At 44.4% G+C, this 15439-nt stretch carries 13 protein-coding genes; 9 read left to right on the top strand and 4 right to left on the bottom strand.

All coding sequences use genetic code 11. The annotated features are described in order from the left end of the window. Window positions 1-20 precede the first annotated feature (20 nt). Entirely contained in the window at window positions 21-911 is an 891-nt protein-coding gene (locus tag FTV48_RS03265; protein ID WP_005097274.1) for a LysR family transcriptional regulator, read from the bottom strand. Between the two features lie 99 nt (window positions 912-1010). On the opposite strand from FTV48_RS03265, the gene aceI reads away from it, so the two are divergent. Then, the gene (aceI, locus tag FTV48_RS03270) at window positions 1011-1442 is read left to right on the top strand and encodes a chlorhexidine efflux PACE transporter AceI (protein ID WP_005097273.1); all 432 of its coding nucleotides are present in this window, start codon (window positions 1011-1013) and stop codon (window positions 1440-1442) included. A 173-nt stretch (window positions 1443-1615) separates the two neighbouring features. Next, entirely contained in the window at window positions 1616-3811 is a 2196-nt protein-coding gene (locus FTV48_RS03275) for a beta-propeller fold lactonase family protein (protein WP_179999391.1), read from the top strand. Window positions 3812-3868: 57 nt separating this feature from the next. Here the strand turns inward: FTV48_RS03275 and FTV48_RS03280 are convergent, their stop codons facing one another. Then, window positions 3869-5386, bottom strand: coding sequence for an acetyl-CoA C-acetyltransferase (locus tag FTV48_RS03280; RefSeq protein WP_100355358.1), 1518 nt, complete (start codon window positions 5384-5386; stop codon window positions 3869-3871). 240 nt (window positions 5387-5626) lie between these two features. Here FTV48_RS03280 and FTV48_RS03285 point away from each other — a divergent pair, with 240 nt between their 5' ends. From FTV48_RS03285 to dnaX, 5 genes are all read left to right on the top strand, one after another. After that, window positions 5627-7018, top strand: coding sequence for a 3-oxoacyl-ACP reductase (locus tag FTV48_RS03285; protein WP_179999393.1), 1392 nt, complete (start codon window positions 5627-5629; stop codon window positions 7016-7018). Window positions 7019-7166: 148 nt separating this feature from the next. Next, the gene (locus FTV48_RS03290; RefSeq protein WP_100535292.1) at window positions 7167-8021 is read left to right on the top strand and encodes a MaoC/PaaZ C-terminal domain-containing protein; all 855 of its coding nucleotides are present in this window, start codon (window positions 7167-7169) and stop codon (window positions 8019-8021) included. Window positions 8022-8092: 71 nt separating this feature from the next. Then, window positions 8093-9346, top strand: a complete 1254-nt coding sequence (locus FTV48_RS03295) for a serine hydrolase domain-containing protein (protein WP_373683525.1) — start codon at window positions 8093-8095, stop codon at window positions 9344-9346. Window positions 9347-9424: 78 nt separating this feature from the next. After that, a complete protein-coding gene (locus FTV48_RS03300; protein WP_034608473.1) occupies window positions 9425-9868 on the top strand; it encodes a copper resistance protein NlpE N-terminal domain-containing protein in 444 nt (147 codons plus the stop codon). 133 nt (window positions 9869-10001) lie between these two features. Next, window positions 10002-12119 carry a DNA polymerase III subunit gamma/tau gene (dnaX, locus tag FTV48_RS03305; RefSeq protein ID WP_159138320.1) on the top strand — a complete coding sequence of 706 codons (2118 nt, stop codon included), beginning with the start codon at window positions 10002-10004 and terminating at the stop codon, window positions 12117-12119. Between the two features lie 8 nt (window positions 12120-12127). Here dnaX and FTV48_RS03310 read toward each other — a convergent pair whose 3' ends face one another. After that, window positions 12128-12562, bottom strand: a complete 435-nt coding sequence (locus FTV48_RS03310) for a thioesterase family protein (RefSeq protein ID WP_005170474.1) — start codon at window positions 12560-12562, stop codon at window positions 12128-12130. A gap of 44 nt (window positions 12563-12606) precedes the next feature. Next, window positions 12607-13767, bottom strand: a complete 1161-nt coding sequence (locus FTV48_RS03315) for an iron-containing alcohol dehydrogenase (RefSeq protein WP_179999397.1) — start codon at window positions 13765-13767, stop codon at window positions 12607-12609. Window positions 13768-13887: 120 nt separating this feature from the next. On the opposite strand from FTV48_RS03315, the gene FTV48_RS03320 reads away from it, so the two are divergent. After that, the gene (locus tag FTV48_RS03320; protein ID WP_005170478.1) at window positions 13888-14394 is read left to right on the top strand and encodes a low molecular weight protein-tyrosine-phosphatase; all 507 of its coding nucleotides are present in this window, start codon (window positions 13888-13890) and stop codon (window positions 14392-14394) included. A 3-nt stretch (window positions 14395-14397) separates the two neighbouring features. Further along, entirely contained in the window at window positions 14398-15438 is a 1041-nt protein-coding gene (gene murB / locus FTV48_RS03325) for a UDP-N-acetylmuramate dehydrogenase (RefSeq protein ID WP_179999399.1), read from the top strand. The last annotated feature ends 1 nt before the right edge of the window (window position 15439 follow it).

The raw sequence follows: 15439 nt of genomic DNA on the forward strand, positions 1-15439 counted from the left end.
CTGAAGTGGTGTTTCTGTGATTATTCGCTACTTTTACGCTGATTTCGCAGATGATTAATCAAAAAATGAGCAGCTGTGCCCAAGTTGCTTTCCCGACTCCAGACCAGATCGATAAAATATTCAAACTTTGGGGTGAAATCGAGCAGATTCAGCACTTGCAGATTTTGCTGTAAATTCGGCTGTTTTTTTAGCATTTCCTGCGGGAGAACACCCCAACCCAAACCCTGTTGAATCATGCTACAGGCAGAATGATGATTGTCAGTGCGCCAGTAATGACGGGAATATAATAATTCAGGTTTAATATTACGGTCACGGCTCGCCACCACAATTTGACGGCTATTTAGAATCTGTTCAAAGCTGACCTGATCGTATTGGCTCAGTACATGCTGCTTGGCTGCGACAGGAATCAAGACTTCACGCTTTAATTCCACAAACTGTTCACGTGCATCGAGTTGTTCCCGCTCAAACATTAATGCCAGTTGTGCGCTACCATCCAATAGCATCTGTTGCGCATCTTCCTGAGGTGCACCAAAGACATTAATCTGAAGCTCGGGAAATTGCTGTTCCACCAGAACGACATAATCAGTCCAGCGCGTATGCAGTAATTCAGAAACGATGACGATATTCAGCTCAGACTCCAGGCCTGAACTTAGGGCAAGCGCATGCTGTTTCCACTGATTCATTTCGATTAACAGCTGTTCTGTTCTTTCATACAGTGTCTGTGCCTGCTCCGTTGGCACAGGTTCACGCCCAATACGCTGGAACAGTTGCAGATTCAGATCAATTTCTAAATTCGCAATTGACATGCTAATGGCAGAGGGAACTTTGCCCAATTTTCGTGCAGCTGCAGAGAATGAACCGGTTTCCATCACAGTTTTAAATACAGTGAGTTGTTCCTGATTAATATTCATGCAATCTTATCTATCAATTTTATTGAAATATTCTAACTCGATTAATCAGTTTAAAGAACATAATATGCGCGATTATTGATAAAAAACCGAGTAATGAAAATGTTGATTTCCAAAAGACGACTTGTGCATGCGCTTAGCTATGAAGTCATCCTGTTGGTGATCATTGCGATAGCTTTGAGTCTTATTTTTAATATGCCGCTAGAAGTCACAGGTGTACTGGGAATTGTGATGGCCGTGACCTCTGTCATCTGGAATATGCTGTTTAATCATTATTTCGAAAAATTTGAAGCGAAACGTCAACTGAAACGAACGATTCGAGTGCGTATTTTACATGCGATTGGCTTTGAAGGTGGTTTAATGCTCGCCACCATTCCAATGGTGGCCTATGCGATGAACATGGGGCTATGGCAGGCGATTGTGCTCGATTTTAGCCTGACCCTGTGTATTCTGGTATATACCTTCATTTTTCAGTGGTGTTATGATTCGATAGAAGAAATGCTTGGATATCAGCCTGAGCATCGAAAAATATAATAAGAAAAGCATAGAAAAAAATAAAGCACAGCTAATGTTACTTGTGCTTTATGTGGGGAATTTAGTAAACAGCAGTATTTCTTTGACACATAGCACACTTATTCGACTTGGTATTCATCTTAAACCCCTTTATAAGAGCAGAAGTTTTTATGCATTTGCATCTAAGGGGAATTATGAAGTTAAAATATAGCTTGTTGAGTTTAAGCATTGCCTTACTCATGACTGCTTGTGGCGGCGGTGGTGGTGAGAATGACAGCCATGCATCTAAGCCTGGGTCAGGTACGGTTGGCTCTAATCCATCAACAGGAAATAATGCTCAATTTACCAAAATTTCAGAATTTAAAGTCTTGGATGTGGGTTCGGAACTTACTGCTCAAGATTTCGGTTTAAGTACATGGAATCCTACAGCCCTGGTACGAACTGGTGATGTATTGTATATCGCCAATAGCCAATCAGAATCAAAAATTTTACGTTATGATTTAAAACAAAAACGTGCGCTGAGTGCAATTGACCCATTAAAAATTGAAGGCTTAGCAAAAAAATGGGACAGTCTTGCAGATATCGAAATCCATGCAGAACGCTTATATGTGGCCAGTTATGGTTCTAACCGTGTCGATATTCTAGATATTTCACAGCCTCAACCGAGCTTTGTGATGGCGCTAGGAACTGGCGTTTGGTGGGGCGATACAGTGAACCATGCTTTAGTTCACAGTAATGCTGTTACCGCAGATGACCGCTATATCTATGTCCCCGATATCGAAGGTCGTATTAATGTCTGGCGTCAAAGCGATGCTATTGCACAAAACCATTTAAAAGCGAAAAAGTTTGCTCGGCTTAGTCTTCCAGATTGTGGTCGTAACTGTAATGCACGTATGGAAGTCATGGGAGATCATCTGTATACCAGCCTTCCAAACGGTAAAACTTATGTGCATGACATTAACCAAATTCGTGAAAATGACACTCACATTGCACCTATTTTGACAGAGTCAAATCTTGCGACCCTTTTACACCGTCATGATGATGGTACTGTGTATACCGCAAGGAATGATGGTTCGATAGAAACATATCCTACTCAGGAATTTGGCTTAAAATCAATTCTGCCAAAGCACAATATCGACCAATTCAAAAAATATATCCTGAAAGGGCAAGCTGAAAACAGTCGTATCGAAAGAGCAGGTGATGTTGCGGTGTATGGCCAACAGTTGATTCATTTGTCTAATCAAAGGGTTAAGCTCTTGCCAATGGTCACATTACAGCAAAATAAGACCAAACAGCTGAGTTCTGCATTATTGTTGACTGAATTTAAAGCACAAAATCAAACACGTGTATTGCAAGATGGTGAATCTTGGGAGACGCTGACCAATAGTGCTGAACGTCATGTGTATATGAATCGGATTTTATCGGCAGAGCTGAGTAGCAACGCTTTAACGCTTAAAAGTTATAGCGCTGTTCCTGTTCGAAATTTACAAATTCGCGCCAAAATTCGTCATTCAGATGATTGGGTTATACTTGCAGATTTAGATGAGCTTACGCCATTTTCCACTGCAAAATTTAATATTAAATTGAATGATCAATCCCGCTTCCCGCTTGCAGATGGCAGTGGTTCAATTCAGTTGGCAGGTTTAAGTCAGACCACGCTGATACCAAGTGATATTTTCGATTTACATGTGACTTCTGAAACAGACGAGCATGTGAAAAAGCTCAATAAAATTCAGGCAAAATGGAAAATCTATTTTGGTAAATATGACGAACCAGGCAAATGGTGTCGAGTAACGCCTGTCTATGCGCGTGAATGGGTCATCATGATGACGAACTTAGCATATATGCTCAGTACCCCTGAATTTGAAAACCTCTGGTTTAATCATAAAGCAGTGATGGGCCATGATTTCTTTGGTAATGCAGGTCAAGTCGATGGGCCAAACGGTATTTATACGCCTGAAGACTATGTTCGTATCTACAAAGAGATTTTAAATCGTAACGAGATTAATCTTGGTATTACCAATATGGGGGGTGGTCTTGGTGGCGGTACCGTGCTGGGTGTCGATACTTGGCTATTCTATGGTCACTATCGTTTATCAGGTTTTCGTATTATTGCGCATGAATTCGGACATCATTGGGGGGGGCATAATAGCGCATGGGCGATGTCATCACATGGCTTCGAACCGATGGTGGATTGGTTGAACTTCTACTTCCAGCGCCGTCCTGGTTCACTGCCTTATATGGACCCAAATGTTAACACATTCCACCTCACTCCCGATGCAGCGCTGTGCCAGGGGGTTAATCAAAACATTGTGAGGGGTGTAGCATCAACAGCACCTTGGAATAAAGTTGACGAATACTTTAAAAATAATCCAATGCCAATACAGTAGGTAAAAGGTATAAAAAAGCTCCTCAATCGAGGAGCTTTTTTGAATCAAGGTAGCAGCTTATTTTTCAATAATCGCTGTAACACCCTGACCACCGGCAGCACAGATCGATACCAGTACACGACCTGAACCTTTTTGAGCAATCAGTTTGGCTGCCGTCGCAATAATACGACCACCAGTTGCTGCAAAGGGATGACCGGCTGCAAGTGATGAGCCTTTCACGTTCAGTTTTGCACGGTCAATTGAACCGAGTGGCGCATCCAGACCTAAACGCTCTTTACAGAATGCTGGATCTTCCCATGCCTTTAAAGTAGACAGCACTTGAGAAGCAAATGCTTCATGAATTTCATAATAGTCGAAGTCCTGAAGTTTTAGGCCCGCACGTTCCAGCATGCGAGGAACAGCATAAGCAGGTGCCATCAATAAACCTTCTTTCTTCTCGACGAAATCAACTGCTGCAGTTTCCTGAAAAGTCAGATAAGCCAAAACTTCATGACCATTGGCTTTTGCCCATTCTTCAGACGCTAGCAGAACGCAAGAAGCACCATCTGTCAGTGGGGTAGAGTTACCCGCAGTCATGGTACGCGCATCGCCCTTACCAAACGCAGGTTTAAGCTTCGCCAGTTTCTCGACTGAAGAATCAGCACGCAGGTTATTGTCACGCTCTAAACCCAGGAATGGCGTGATCAGATCATCAAAGAAACCTTCTTCATAAGCTGCTGCCATTTTCTGGTGTGAAGATGCAGCAAGTTCATCTTGCGCTTCACGGGAAATACCCCATTCTAGTGTGGTAATCGCCTGATGATCACCCATAGACAAGCCAGTACGTGGCTCACCATTTTTAGGTGCGTCCATCAATTCTTTGATATTAATTTTGGTCAAGGCTTTTAAACGGTCTTTGGCAGTTTTGGCAATGTTCAATTCAAGCAGCGCTTTACGTAAACCGTCACCAAATGCAATGGGCGCATCAGAGGTGGTATCTACACCACCGGCAATTCCTACTTCAATTTGGCCCAGTGCAATTTTGTTTGCCACTAAAAATGCAGCTTGTAAACCCGTACCACACGCCTGCTGGATATCATAAGCTGGGGTTTCTGGTGCCAGTGCCGTATCCAGAACACATTCACGAGTCAGGTTAAAGTCACGGCTATGCTTCAGGACAGCACCTGCAACCACTTCACCGACACGTTGACCTTGCAGATTAAAGCGCTCTACCAGACCATTTAATGCTGCGGTCAGCATGTCCGAGTTAGAGGCAGTAAAATAGGCACCATTCGAACGTGCAAATGGAATACGGTTGCCACCAAGAATAGCAACGCGGCGAACTGTGTTTTGGCTCATATTATTATCCTGTTGAACAGAAGGCTGTGTTTTTGAAACTGAATCTGTTTGAGTTGATGTCGTCTGACTGCTACTGCTCGCTGTACGACGGGTACGCGGAGTTTTAGCCGGACTTTTAGCTGCAGCAGCGGCTGTATCCGTGTTTTTAGTGCTACGCTTAGCACGCGTTGATGATTTTGACACAGCTGGAGATGCGGAATTCTCGACTGCTGGATTTTCTTGAGTTGTTTTGCTCATAAGGCTTTTCCAAGCAAATTGATCGTCTTCTTGTGGCTTACATTAGCATAGATGAGTATATGCTGTATTGACTACAATGACATTGCAGACTGCGCTCAGGTCAAGTCATCTGCCAGATATCTCAAGTATGATTGGGTAGAATCTGGTAGATCTATTGCAATATAAGTATCTGGCATTATATTGAAGTTAAAGGATAACTTTAGATCGATCAAAAATTAATTTGTATGAGAGATAATAAACATGACTGATCAGTACCAAACTTTCGCAAAATCTCCTATTGGTAAATTTGTCATTAAAAATCTGGGCTTGCCATCCCCAATTTCCCTAGACCGTTTCGAGTCTGCAACGCCAGTGGTAAAAGGCGCTGTGTTATTCGGTGCTGCACCTGCGAGTGTATTGACCGGTTCTATTGCCCAGGTACTGGCCAATATTCATGCCAATAGCTATGCAGGTAATAATGCTGAACTGCAACAGGCAGCGGCGAAATCGGGTCTGAACCTGAATGCATTTAATACTGGCGATAAAGAATCCAGGTTTAAAGTGGTTATTTTTGATGCTTCTGGTATTGAAAATTCAGAGCAGTTGAAATCACTTTATGAATTCTTTAATCCGATTGCGCGTCAGATTCAAAGTTCTGGTCGTGTGGTCGTGATCGGCACAACACCTGAATCTGCAAAATCTGTGAGTCAGGCCATTGCACAACGTGCGCTCGAAGGTTTTGTCAAATCTGTGGGCAAAGAACTTAAAAAGGGTATTGCAGCCAACCTGATTTATGTCGATGCAGGTGCCGAAGCCAATCTTGAGTCTGTGCTACGTTTTGCAATTTCTCCACGCTCTGCCTATGTGTCTGGTCAGGTTATTCGTGTATCGGCAGCAGCACAAGTAGACTTGGACTGGAGTAAGCCACTGGCAGGAAAAACGGCAGTAGTAACTGGAGCAAGCCGTGGTATTGGTGAGGCGATTGCTCATGTGCTGGCACGTGATGGCGCACATGTGATTTGTCTGGATGTCCCACAACAGCAGGCGGATCTGGATCGTGTCGCTGGTGAAATTGGCGGCTCTACACTAGCGATTGACATTACTGCAGCCGATGCGGGTGAGAAAATCAAACAGGCGGCAGCGGCGCAGGGTGGTCTGGATATTATCGTGCATAATGCCGGGATTACCCGCGACAAGACTTTGGCCAATATGAAGCCTGAGCTTTGGGATCTGGTCATTAACATCAACCTGTCAGCAATTGAACGCGTCAATGATTACTTGCTCTGCAACGATGGTCTAAATGCAAATGGCCGTATTATCTGTGTATCTTCTATTTCAGGTATTGCAGGTAATCTGGGTCAAACCAACTATGCAGCCTCTAAAGCAGGTGTGATTGGTGTGGTGAAATTCACAGCACCGACATTAAAAAATGGTATAACCATTAATGCTGTGGCACCGGGTTTTATTGAAACGCAAATGACAGCAGCAATTCCATTTGCCATCCGTGAAGCTGGACGCCGTATGAATTCCATGAGTCAGGGTGGTCATCCTGTTGATGTGGCAGAAGCGATTGCGATGTTTGCCTCGACTGCCTCTTCAGGTTTGAATGGCAATGTGGTGCGTGTGTGTGGTCAGAGCCTGTTAGGGGCTTAATTTAGAATCCCCCTAAATCCCTCTTTGCAAAAGAGGGGACTACTCCTCCCTTTGTTAAAGGGAGGTTGGGAGGGATTTATTTAAAAAGATATTCTTCCTTCTTTTAAAAAGAAGGACGTCATAAAGATAAATATTCCAAAGGTTCAGTATGAATACTCGCCATTTTAGTCAACTTCCAAAACCTTATTTAGCCTATCCAAAAGTGATTCAGGGCTTGATTTTAAAAAAGCCAAAAGCTGAAAAAGTTCTACCGCAAGTTGAATATGTGGTGGATTCATTCAAGGTCGATCAAAAGCATCTGAAAGCCTATAATGAAGTTTGTGGTTTTAAAAATAATGGCTATATTCCAGCCATTTATCTAACAGTTCTTTCACAAAGCCTGCAAATGCATATGATGACGGCTGAAGCTTTTCCTTTTCCGGTTCTCGGTCTGGTGCATATCCGCAATCAGGTCAAACAGTATCGTAAAATCGGAGTCAATGAATCTCTCACATTGTCTTGCAAGTTTGGTGAATTGCAGCCGCATGATAAAGGTGTACAGTTTGATTTCATCACCACAGTAAAAGTCGGTGATGAAGTGGTGGTGGAAGCCTTGACCACTTATCTGTCCCGTCAAAAGAGTAAAGGCAAAGCTGCAGCCAAAATCGTCGAAAACAAGACACCCGATTATGAGCTGAATGCTGAATGGGAAATTCTAGAAAATACGGGTCGCCGTTATGCCATGACATCCGGCGACTTTAACCTGATTCATATTCATGCCCTAATGGCTAAGGCATTCGGATTTAAACAGGCGATTGCGCATGGTATGTGGACCAAGGCTAAAGCTTTGTCCAGCCTGGCATTGCCCGATGCCTATGAAGCAGATGTCTGGTTTAAACTGCCCTTATATCTGCCTTCCAAAGTGCAATTCTTAACCGCGAAAGCAGCTAATGATACGGAAATCCTGATTCGTAATAGCAAAAATCAGAAGCCGCATGTCACAGGAACTGTGACCGCAATTTAAAGTACGATAAAAGCCTGAACCTGATTTAGGCTTTTTTGTTTTTAAGAAATCAATATTCTATGGATAGAATGATGCAGCCACTCAAAGATTATTTATTTGCGGATACAGCCCATTACCAAGGAACGGTAAATGAAAATTTCCGTGACCTTGCCCGTCAGTTTAGTCGCCTACAGCATGCTCGCACAGAGCAGGGTGGTGCGGCACTTGTTGTCTATTTTCAGGGACAAAAAGTCGTCGATATTTATACCGGGAAAAAATCGGAATCTGAGGCTTGGCAAACCGATACCATGTCGCTGTGTTATTCGACGGGCAAAGGTGTGCTGGCGACACTGGCACATATTCTGGCCAGTCAGGGCCTGGTTGATTATGACCAGCCTGTTGCAGAATATTGGCCTGAATTTGCGCAAAACGGTAAAGAAAATATTACTCTGGCGCATATGCTGAGTCATCAAAGCGGATTGTTTGATATCCGTAATATCATTGCCGACGCCACTGAAATGTCCGACTGGCCGCAGATGCTAGACCGAATTGCCGCGGCTGAACCACGTTTTCAAGTTGCAACAGATGCGGCCTATCAACCGCTGACCTTTGGCTGGCAGGTCGGTGGTGCATTAGAAAAAGCGACAGCTAAAACTTTAACTGAACTGATGCAGGCATATCTGGTTCAGCCTTTGATGTTGAATGGTGCTTATTTCAGTGTGCCGACCAATGAATTAGCTCGGGTAGCACTGCCGATTTTTAAAGCTAAAGCAGCCAAGTCTCAATCGCAGCCTGCGAAAAAAACAGGATCAAGAAAACCGAATCTGATGGAGCGGGCTTTGATTTGGAGTGGACAAGATCCACAGGATTTTCAGGATGCGATGATTCCCAAAGGAATGAGGAATTTCAGTTTCTTTAGTGAGCAAGGCCTGCAAGCAATCATTCCATCCGCCAATGGAGTATTTACCGCAGAGAGTCTGGCAAAAATTTATGCCATGCTGGCCAATCGCGGCGAATGGCAAGGACAGCAATTGATCTCGCCTGAAGTTTTTCAGCGTCTCAGTCAGATTCAATGCAAAAAACGCGATCGAGTCATGCCTTTGCCGATGCACTGGCGATTGGGTTATCATCGGGTGCTTACTTTAGGTAAAGCTTCGCAAGGTTTTGGTCATATGGGCTTTAATGGTTCGGGAGCCTGGTGTGACCCTGAGCGCAATTTAAGTTTTGCCTATACCCATAATTTCCCGACAGGTTCATTGACCGGAGATTATCGTCTGTGGGGTTTGACACAGGAAACCTTACGCTGTGCTGATGCCGTCCTGACTGGACGTAAAGGTTGGCGCTAAATATCCCTGATTGGGGAGTTTAGTAAAGTCCTTAAAATATGTTATTTTGGCGTGACTCCCAGTCTGTGGTATGAAGTGATGAAAAAAGTGCTGATGATTCCTCTGGTCGCAAGCAGTGCCTTGTTTGGCTGCCAGGATCAAAACCAATCGACGGCAAATACTGCTATTGAGGCTAAAGCTCAGATTCCTGCCTGGGTCGGGAATTATCAGGGCACCACACCCTGTATGGGATGTTTTTCAAGTTGTGACGATTGTCCGGGTATGGCTGTTGCTTTGAGCTTGCATGATGATCGGACTTTTACGTTATCACGTGAAAGCTTGAGTGGGCATAACCCGATTGAAACCATTACTGGGCCGATTCGTTTTCAGGATGATACGCAACAAAAGATTGAACTGCTGAATGTCGATACCCGCAATCTGGTTTATGTGGATCTGAAAAAGCAGGTTCTGGAAATTCGTGAAGATCAAACAGGCAAACGCTACCAGATGCAAAGTGACTTTATCCTGTTTGAATCGGTCTGATTTTAAGAAAATATATGTTTTATATCCCTTTTTCAATGATTTTGATCAAGGGATTTTTATTGTTTATAAACCGGCATTCATTTCACTATTTACTAAAAAAACAGTATGCTTAGACCTGTAAAAAGGAGCATACATGTATCAAGTACTTGCGCGAAAATACCGTCCTCGTAATTTTAATGAATTGGTGGGGCAAAACCATGTTTCACGTGCTTTAACCAGCGCGCTCGAACGTGGCCGTTTGCACCATGCCTATTTGTTTACAGGAACGCGTGGTGTCGGAAAAACCACGATTGCACGTATTTTGGCGAAGTGCTTGAACTGTGAGACCGGTATCACCTCGACACCGTGTGAAGTCTGTGCGACTTGTAGCGCCGTCAACGAAGGACGCTTTATCGATTTGATCGAAATCGATGCGGCCTCACGCACCAAGGTTGAAGATACTCGCGAGCTGCTCGACAATGTGCCTTATGCACCGACTCAAGGTCGTTTTAAAGTTTACCTGATTGATGAAGTGCACATGCTGTCCACGCATTCTTTCAATGCTTTATTAAAGACTCTGGAAGAGCCACCTGCGCACGTCAAGTTCCTGTTTGCTACGACCGACCCACAAAAGCTGCCAATTACAGTAATTTCACGCTGTTTGCAGTTTACTTTGCGCCCATTGGCTGTTGATGAAATTACCGAGCATCTGGCCCAGATTTTAGGCCAAGAAAGTATTCAGTCGGATCAGGATGCCATCTGGCAAATTGCCGAATCTGCTCAAGGTTCTTTGCGTGATGCCTTGTCTCTGACCGATCAGGCGATTGCCTATGGTCAGGGTGCGATTCAGCATCAGGATGTCAAAGACATGCTGGGCTTGATTGACCGGACCATTATTTATGATCTGATTCTGGCGATTCACCAGAACCAGAAAGCACAGGTCAGTCAGTTGTTGCTGCAATTCCGTCAGCAGGCTTTGGATGTGTCACTGGTTTTAGATCAGTTAATTTCGACTTTGCATGAACTGGCTTTATTACAATATCTGCCAGATTTAAGTCTGAAATATAGTGCTGAAATCAATCAAAAGATTATGCAATTATCCGGTTTGATTTCGGCGCAGGATTTGCAACTGTATTATCAAGTCGCATGTAAAGGACGCGCTGATTTACAGTTGGCGGTGACTCAGGAACAAGGTTTTGAGATGACGGTGCTACGCTTATTGGCATTCCGACCCTTACAGCCAAGCGAGGTTCCAGTCGTTCATGAAGCCGCAACTCAACCAATAGCAGCTTCTCCTACACGTCTACAACAGCCCATTCAGACACAATTGCAGTCTGAAACAGTCACAGCAAAAACATTTGAAGCGGAACCGACCTTCGATGATTTCTCTCTGGACGATGAGACGGATGAGGAAGCTTATACGCCATCAATGCCTGAACCATCTTCAGGTGATTTTCTCCATGAAGAAAAGTCCACTAATGATCATGCACCTGAGCCTGTTCAACAGGGAGTAATTCAGACAGCGATTGAGGAAGTACAGTCTAGTGATCAGATCGTTTTTGATCCAAATGACGACAAAGGCCTGTTTGGTTTTGATGAAATCGAGAGTAGCGTAGAAGCACCGGCGACAAGCAGCAGCTCGGATGATTTCCTGCTTGAAGAGTTTATTCCTGTAGATGCTGTTACTCATGTCGAAGCAGCACAAGAAATATCTGCTGATGAGGAATTTAGTCTTGCCTCACCGGAATTGGAACTTTCACAGGAAACGATTGCTCAGCCTGTGATTGAAGAAGTCGCTCCGATTCAGACTGCGCTACCGGATGACATTTCCCAAGATTTAAATACGCAGAATCTGATGCCACAGGATATTTTAAAAATCCCTGAGCAAATGTTAGAGGGTGAGTGGAGCGTCGAAAAATGGGAATACTGGTTCCGTAACAGCCAGCTTTCTCCAGCAGTGCAGGAACTGGCACAGTATGGTGTCATGAGCGGACAGATTAATGGCCAATCCGTTTTTCATATCCCTGAGCAATACCAGCAACTTTTGACACAACTGCAACATACTCTGGAAGCTGCTTTACAACAGCAGTGGCCGCAAACTCATTTCCAGGTGAAATTTGAAAGTGTGGACCAGCTAACACCCTATACCATGCAGCATCAGCGGAAGGCTCGTGCCTTTAAACGCGCTGAAGAGCTGTTACAGGCTGAACCTGCGGTACGTGACCTGTTGCAGCAGTTCGATGGTGAATTGCAAAATATTCAGCTGAAATAGACTGGATTTTAAGGCACAACAAATCGAGATAAGGCATCCCGCATTTCGGCTGAAATCGGGGTGCTTTTTCGTGTCTCACGATCGACAAATACATGAACAAAATTACCCTGAGCTGCAGCTGTATCCGAATTGCGTTTAAAAATGGCCAGATCGTAGCTCAGTGATGAATTTCCCATGCTTTCAATGGCCACGCCCACTTCAATAATTTCCGGATAAGACAGTTCCTGATTAAACTGGCAGTTGGAGCTGACCACCAGCCCAATCATCGGAGAGTATTTCGGATCAAAGGCCGCTTCCTGAATCAGCAGGGCATTGGCTGCGGTGTCAAAATAACTGTAATAAGTCACATTGTTGACGTGGCCATACAGGTCATTGTCTGCCCAGCGGGTCTGAATGGGCAAGAAAAAGGCATAGTGTTCGCGTTGTTTGATCGTGGCTTTCATCAGGATTCGCTCTCAGCTAGACAAGGCTTAGTGTGGAAATAGATTTAGGCATAAATCGCCTGGTAAATCTGGTAAGCGTCATCCAGCTTGAGTTCGCGTGGATTGTTCTGCAACAGCCGGCTTTGTTGCATGGCATCTTCTGCCATAACCATCAACATCTGTTCTGGTACATTCAACTGCTTTAATTTTAAGGTTAAGCCGCTCTGTATCAGATGATTATTAAAATGATCAATAAACAGATCGGTCAGTCCATCATGACAACCTTTACTATGGGGATCTAACCAGGTCATCAATTCGGCATAGAGCTGTTTGGCTACAGGTGCATTAAATTTTAAGACTTCGGTCAGCACCAAAGCATTGCTATGTCCATGTGACAGATGAAAATGCCCACCGAGTGGATAAGCCAGCGCATGCACGGCGGCAACCGGTGCGTTGGCAAAGGCTTGTCCGGCCAGCATGGAACCGACCAGCATATTTTGACGGGCGTCTAGATCATAACCATCTTGCAGCACGCGTTGCAAATTGGCATTCAATAATCTTAAAGCCTGTTTGGCCAGCATATCCGAATAAGGGTTTTTCTTGTGTTTTGAGGTATAGGCTTCGATGGCATGTACCATGGCATCGATTCCGGTGGCTGCAGTAATCTGTGCCGGCAAATTCCGAGTGAAAGTCGCATCCAGAATAGCAATATCGGCATAGAGAATAGGCGCGACAATGCCACTTTTGGTGGTTTCACCTGTAGTAACAATCGAAATTGGTGTGACTTCGGAGCCCGTTCCGGCTGTGGTGGGAACCAGAATTAAAGCTAAACGTGGCCCGGTGGCATTATCGACGCCATACAGATCGGAAAGCGTCTGATGCTGCTCAGGATGCGCCAAAATCGCAATCAGCTTGGCCACATCCATCGAGCTGCCACCACCAAAGCCTAGCACGACATCAATCTTTTCCTGCTTTGCAAAAGCGGCTGCTTCAAGCACTACGTTATCGGGCGGGTCAGCCTGAACATCTGAGTAAATCACATAATCCAGACCGGCAGATTCAATAATATCCAGAATCGGCAGATGTAATTGCTGCTTCAGCATACCCGGGTCAGTCACCAGTAGAAGACGTTGATAACGGCCATTTTTTAGAATTTTAAATAATTCCTGAATCGTGCCTAGTCCGGCAATGATATTGGGGACGGTTTGAAACTGAAAACGATTCATGGCGATATCCTTGATTTTTTTATTGCAAATACGAGATTATTCTATGGTTGTGAGATAGGAATCAGTATATAAATAACTTAACATAAGAATCCTTAAAATAAAGTAGCTCTGAGGTTGTTTATGTCATCCAGAACGCCATACAAGGTGTTATGTGTTTGTTTGGGAAATATTTGCCGCTCTCCCACGGCAGAGGTGGTACTCAGACATTATTGTGATGAACAGCAACTGAATATTGTGGTCGATTCTGCTGGAACTAGTAATTATCATCCGGGCAAGGCCCCAGACCTGCGTAGCCAGCAGCATGCACTGAAACGTGGCTATGATCTGTCAACGCTTCGCGCACGTCAGCTGACCACGCATGATTTTATTGATTATGATCTGATTCTGGCAATGGATCTGGAAAACCTATCTAATATCCAGAATATACAGCGTCTGGCCGAAACTGAGTTCGGTCATTTACGTGCACGCGTTGCATTGATGAGTGAGCATGATCAGGATTATCCACAACAGGCCTTGCCCGATCCTTATTATGGCGAAGCGGATGGTTTTGAACGGGTGCTCGATCAGTGTGAGTCCAGCAGTCAGGCATGGGTTGAAATTTTCAAACAGAATGTACACAAGGTTTAAGCAATGCAGATTCAAACTCAGGTTCAACTTAAACCCTTTAATACCCTAAATTTAGAAGCCGTTGCTTCACACTATGCCCATATTCAATCGACCGATGATCTGCTGGCGGCTCTGGATTTTGCTGAACAGCAACAGTTAAATGTGCTGATTCTGTCAGGTGGCAGCAATATGTTGTTGCCTGAACAGATTCACGCACTGGTTTTGCATATCGATATTCAGGGCATTGAGATGCTGGATGGCGATGATCAGTCGCAATGTTTACGTGTGGGTGGCGGACAAGGCTGGCATGACTTCGTGCTCTGGACTACAGCACAAGGTCTGTATGGTTTACAAAATCTGGCCCTGATTCCTGGGCGTGTTGGTGCATCGCCGGTACAGAATATTGGCGCCTATGGCGTCGAAGTTGGCGAGTTTATCGATTCGGTTGCAGTCTATGACCGGCAGCTCAAACAGTTTGGCTCGATTAGCGCAGCAGATTGCCAGTTTGCCTATCGACATAGTATTTTTAAAGATGATCCAAACCGTTATGTGATTACCCATGTGACTTTTAAATTACTGAAACAGCCAGATTTGAAACTGAATTACGGTGACTTAAAGACAGCCGTCGGTGATACGCTTACAGCAGAAAACCTGCAACAGCAAGTAATTCAGATCCGTCAAAGCAAATTACCTGATCCGCAAGAATTTCCCAATGTGGGGAGTTTTTTTAAAAATCCGCTGGTAGATCAGCCGGTCTTTGACCAGATTGCGGCATCTTTCCCGAATTTACCCCATTACCAGCAAGCCAATACTCAAGTTAAACTGGCGGCAGGCTGGCTGATTGATCAGGCTGGCTGGAAGGGCAAACAGTTGGGGTCTGTCGGCATGTTTCATAAACAGGCGCTGGTCTTGGTGAATTATGGTCAGGCCTCTCTTACCGATGTGCGTAAAACTTATCGTGCAGTACAGCAGTCGGTCTGGGAAAAATTCAAGCTGCTGCTGGAACCAGAACCTGTATTGTTTGACCAAAATGGATTGATCCGTTCTCATCAGGATGAAAAATGAT

The sequence above is a fragment of the Acinetobacter sp. YH18001 genome (assembly GCF_013416975.1).
Classification (GTDB): Bacteria; Pseudomonadota; Gammaproteobacteria; order Pseudomonadales; family Moraxellaceae; genus Acinetobacter; species Acinetobacter pseudolwoffii.

Coding starts and splice junctions, on each gene's coding strand:
- FTV48_RS03265 (WP_005097274.1), bottom strand. CDS start 911: ATGAATATTAATCAGGAACAACTCACTGTATTTAAAACTGTGATGGAA.
- aceI (WP_005097273.1), top strand. CDS start 1,011: ATGTTGATTTCCAAAAGACGACTTGTGCATGCGCTTAGCTATGAAGTC.
- FTV48_RS03275 (WP_179999391.1), top strand. CDS start 1,616: ATGAAGTTAAAATATAGCTTGTTGAGTTTAAGCATTGCCTTACTCATG.
- FTV48_RS03280 (WP_100355358.1), bottom strand. CDS start 5,386: ATGAGCAAAACAACTCAAGAAAATCCAGCAGTCGAGAATTCCGCATCT.
- FTV48_RS03285 (WP_179999393.1), top strand. CDS start 5,627: ATGACTGATCAGTACCAAACTTTCGCAAAATCTCCTATTGGTAAATTT.
- FTV48_RS03290 (WP_100535292.1), top strand. CDS start 7,167: ATGAATACTCGCCATTTTAGTCAACTTCCAAAACCTTATTTAGCCTAT.
- FTV48_RS03295 (WP_373683525.1), top strand. CDS start 8,093: ATGCAGCCACTCAAAGATTATTTATTTGCGGATACAGCCCATTACCAA.
- FTV48_RS03300 (WP_034608473.1), top strand. CDS start 9,425: ATGAAAAAAGTGCTGATGATTCCTCTGGTCGCAAGCAGTGCCTTGTTT.
- dnaX (WP_159138320.1), top strand. CDS start 10,002: ATGTATCAAGTACTTGCGCGAAAATACCGTCCTCGTAATTTTAATGAA.
- FTV48_RS03310 (WP_005170474.1), bottom strand. CDS start 12,562: ATGAAAGCCACGATCAAACAACGCGAACACTATGCCTTTTTCTTGCCC.
- FTV48_RS03315 (WP_179999397.1), bottom strand. CDS start 13,767: ATGAATCGTTTTCAGTTTCAAACCGTCCCCAATATCATTGCCGGACTA.
- FTV48_RS03320 (WP_005170478.1), top strand. CDS start 13,888: ATGTCATCCAGAACGCCATACAAGGTGTTATGTGTTTGTTTGGGAAAT.
- murB (WP_179999399.1), top strand. CDS start 14,398: ATGCAGATTCAAACTCAGGTTCAACTTAAACCCTTTAATACCCTAAAT.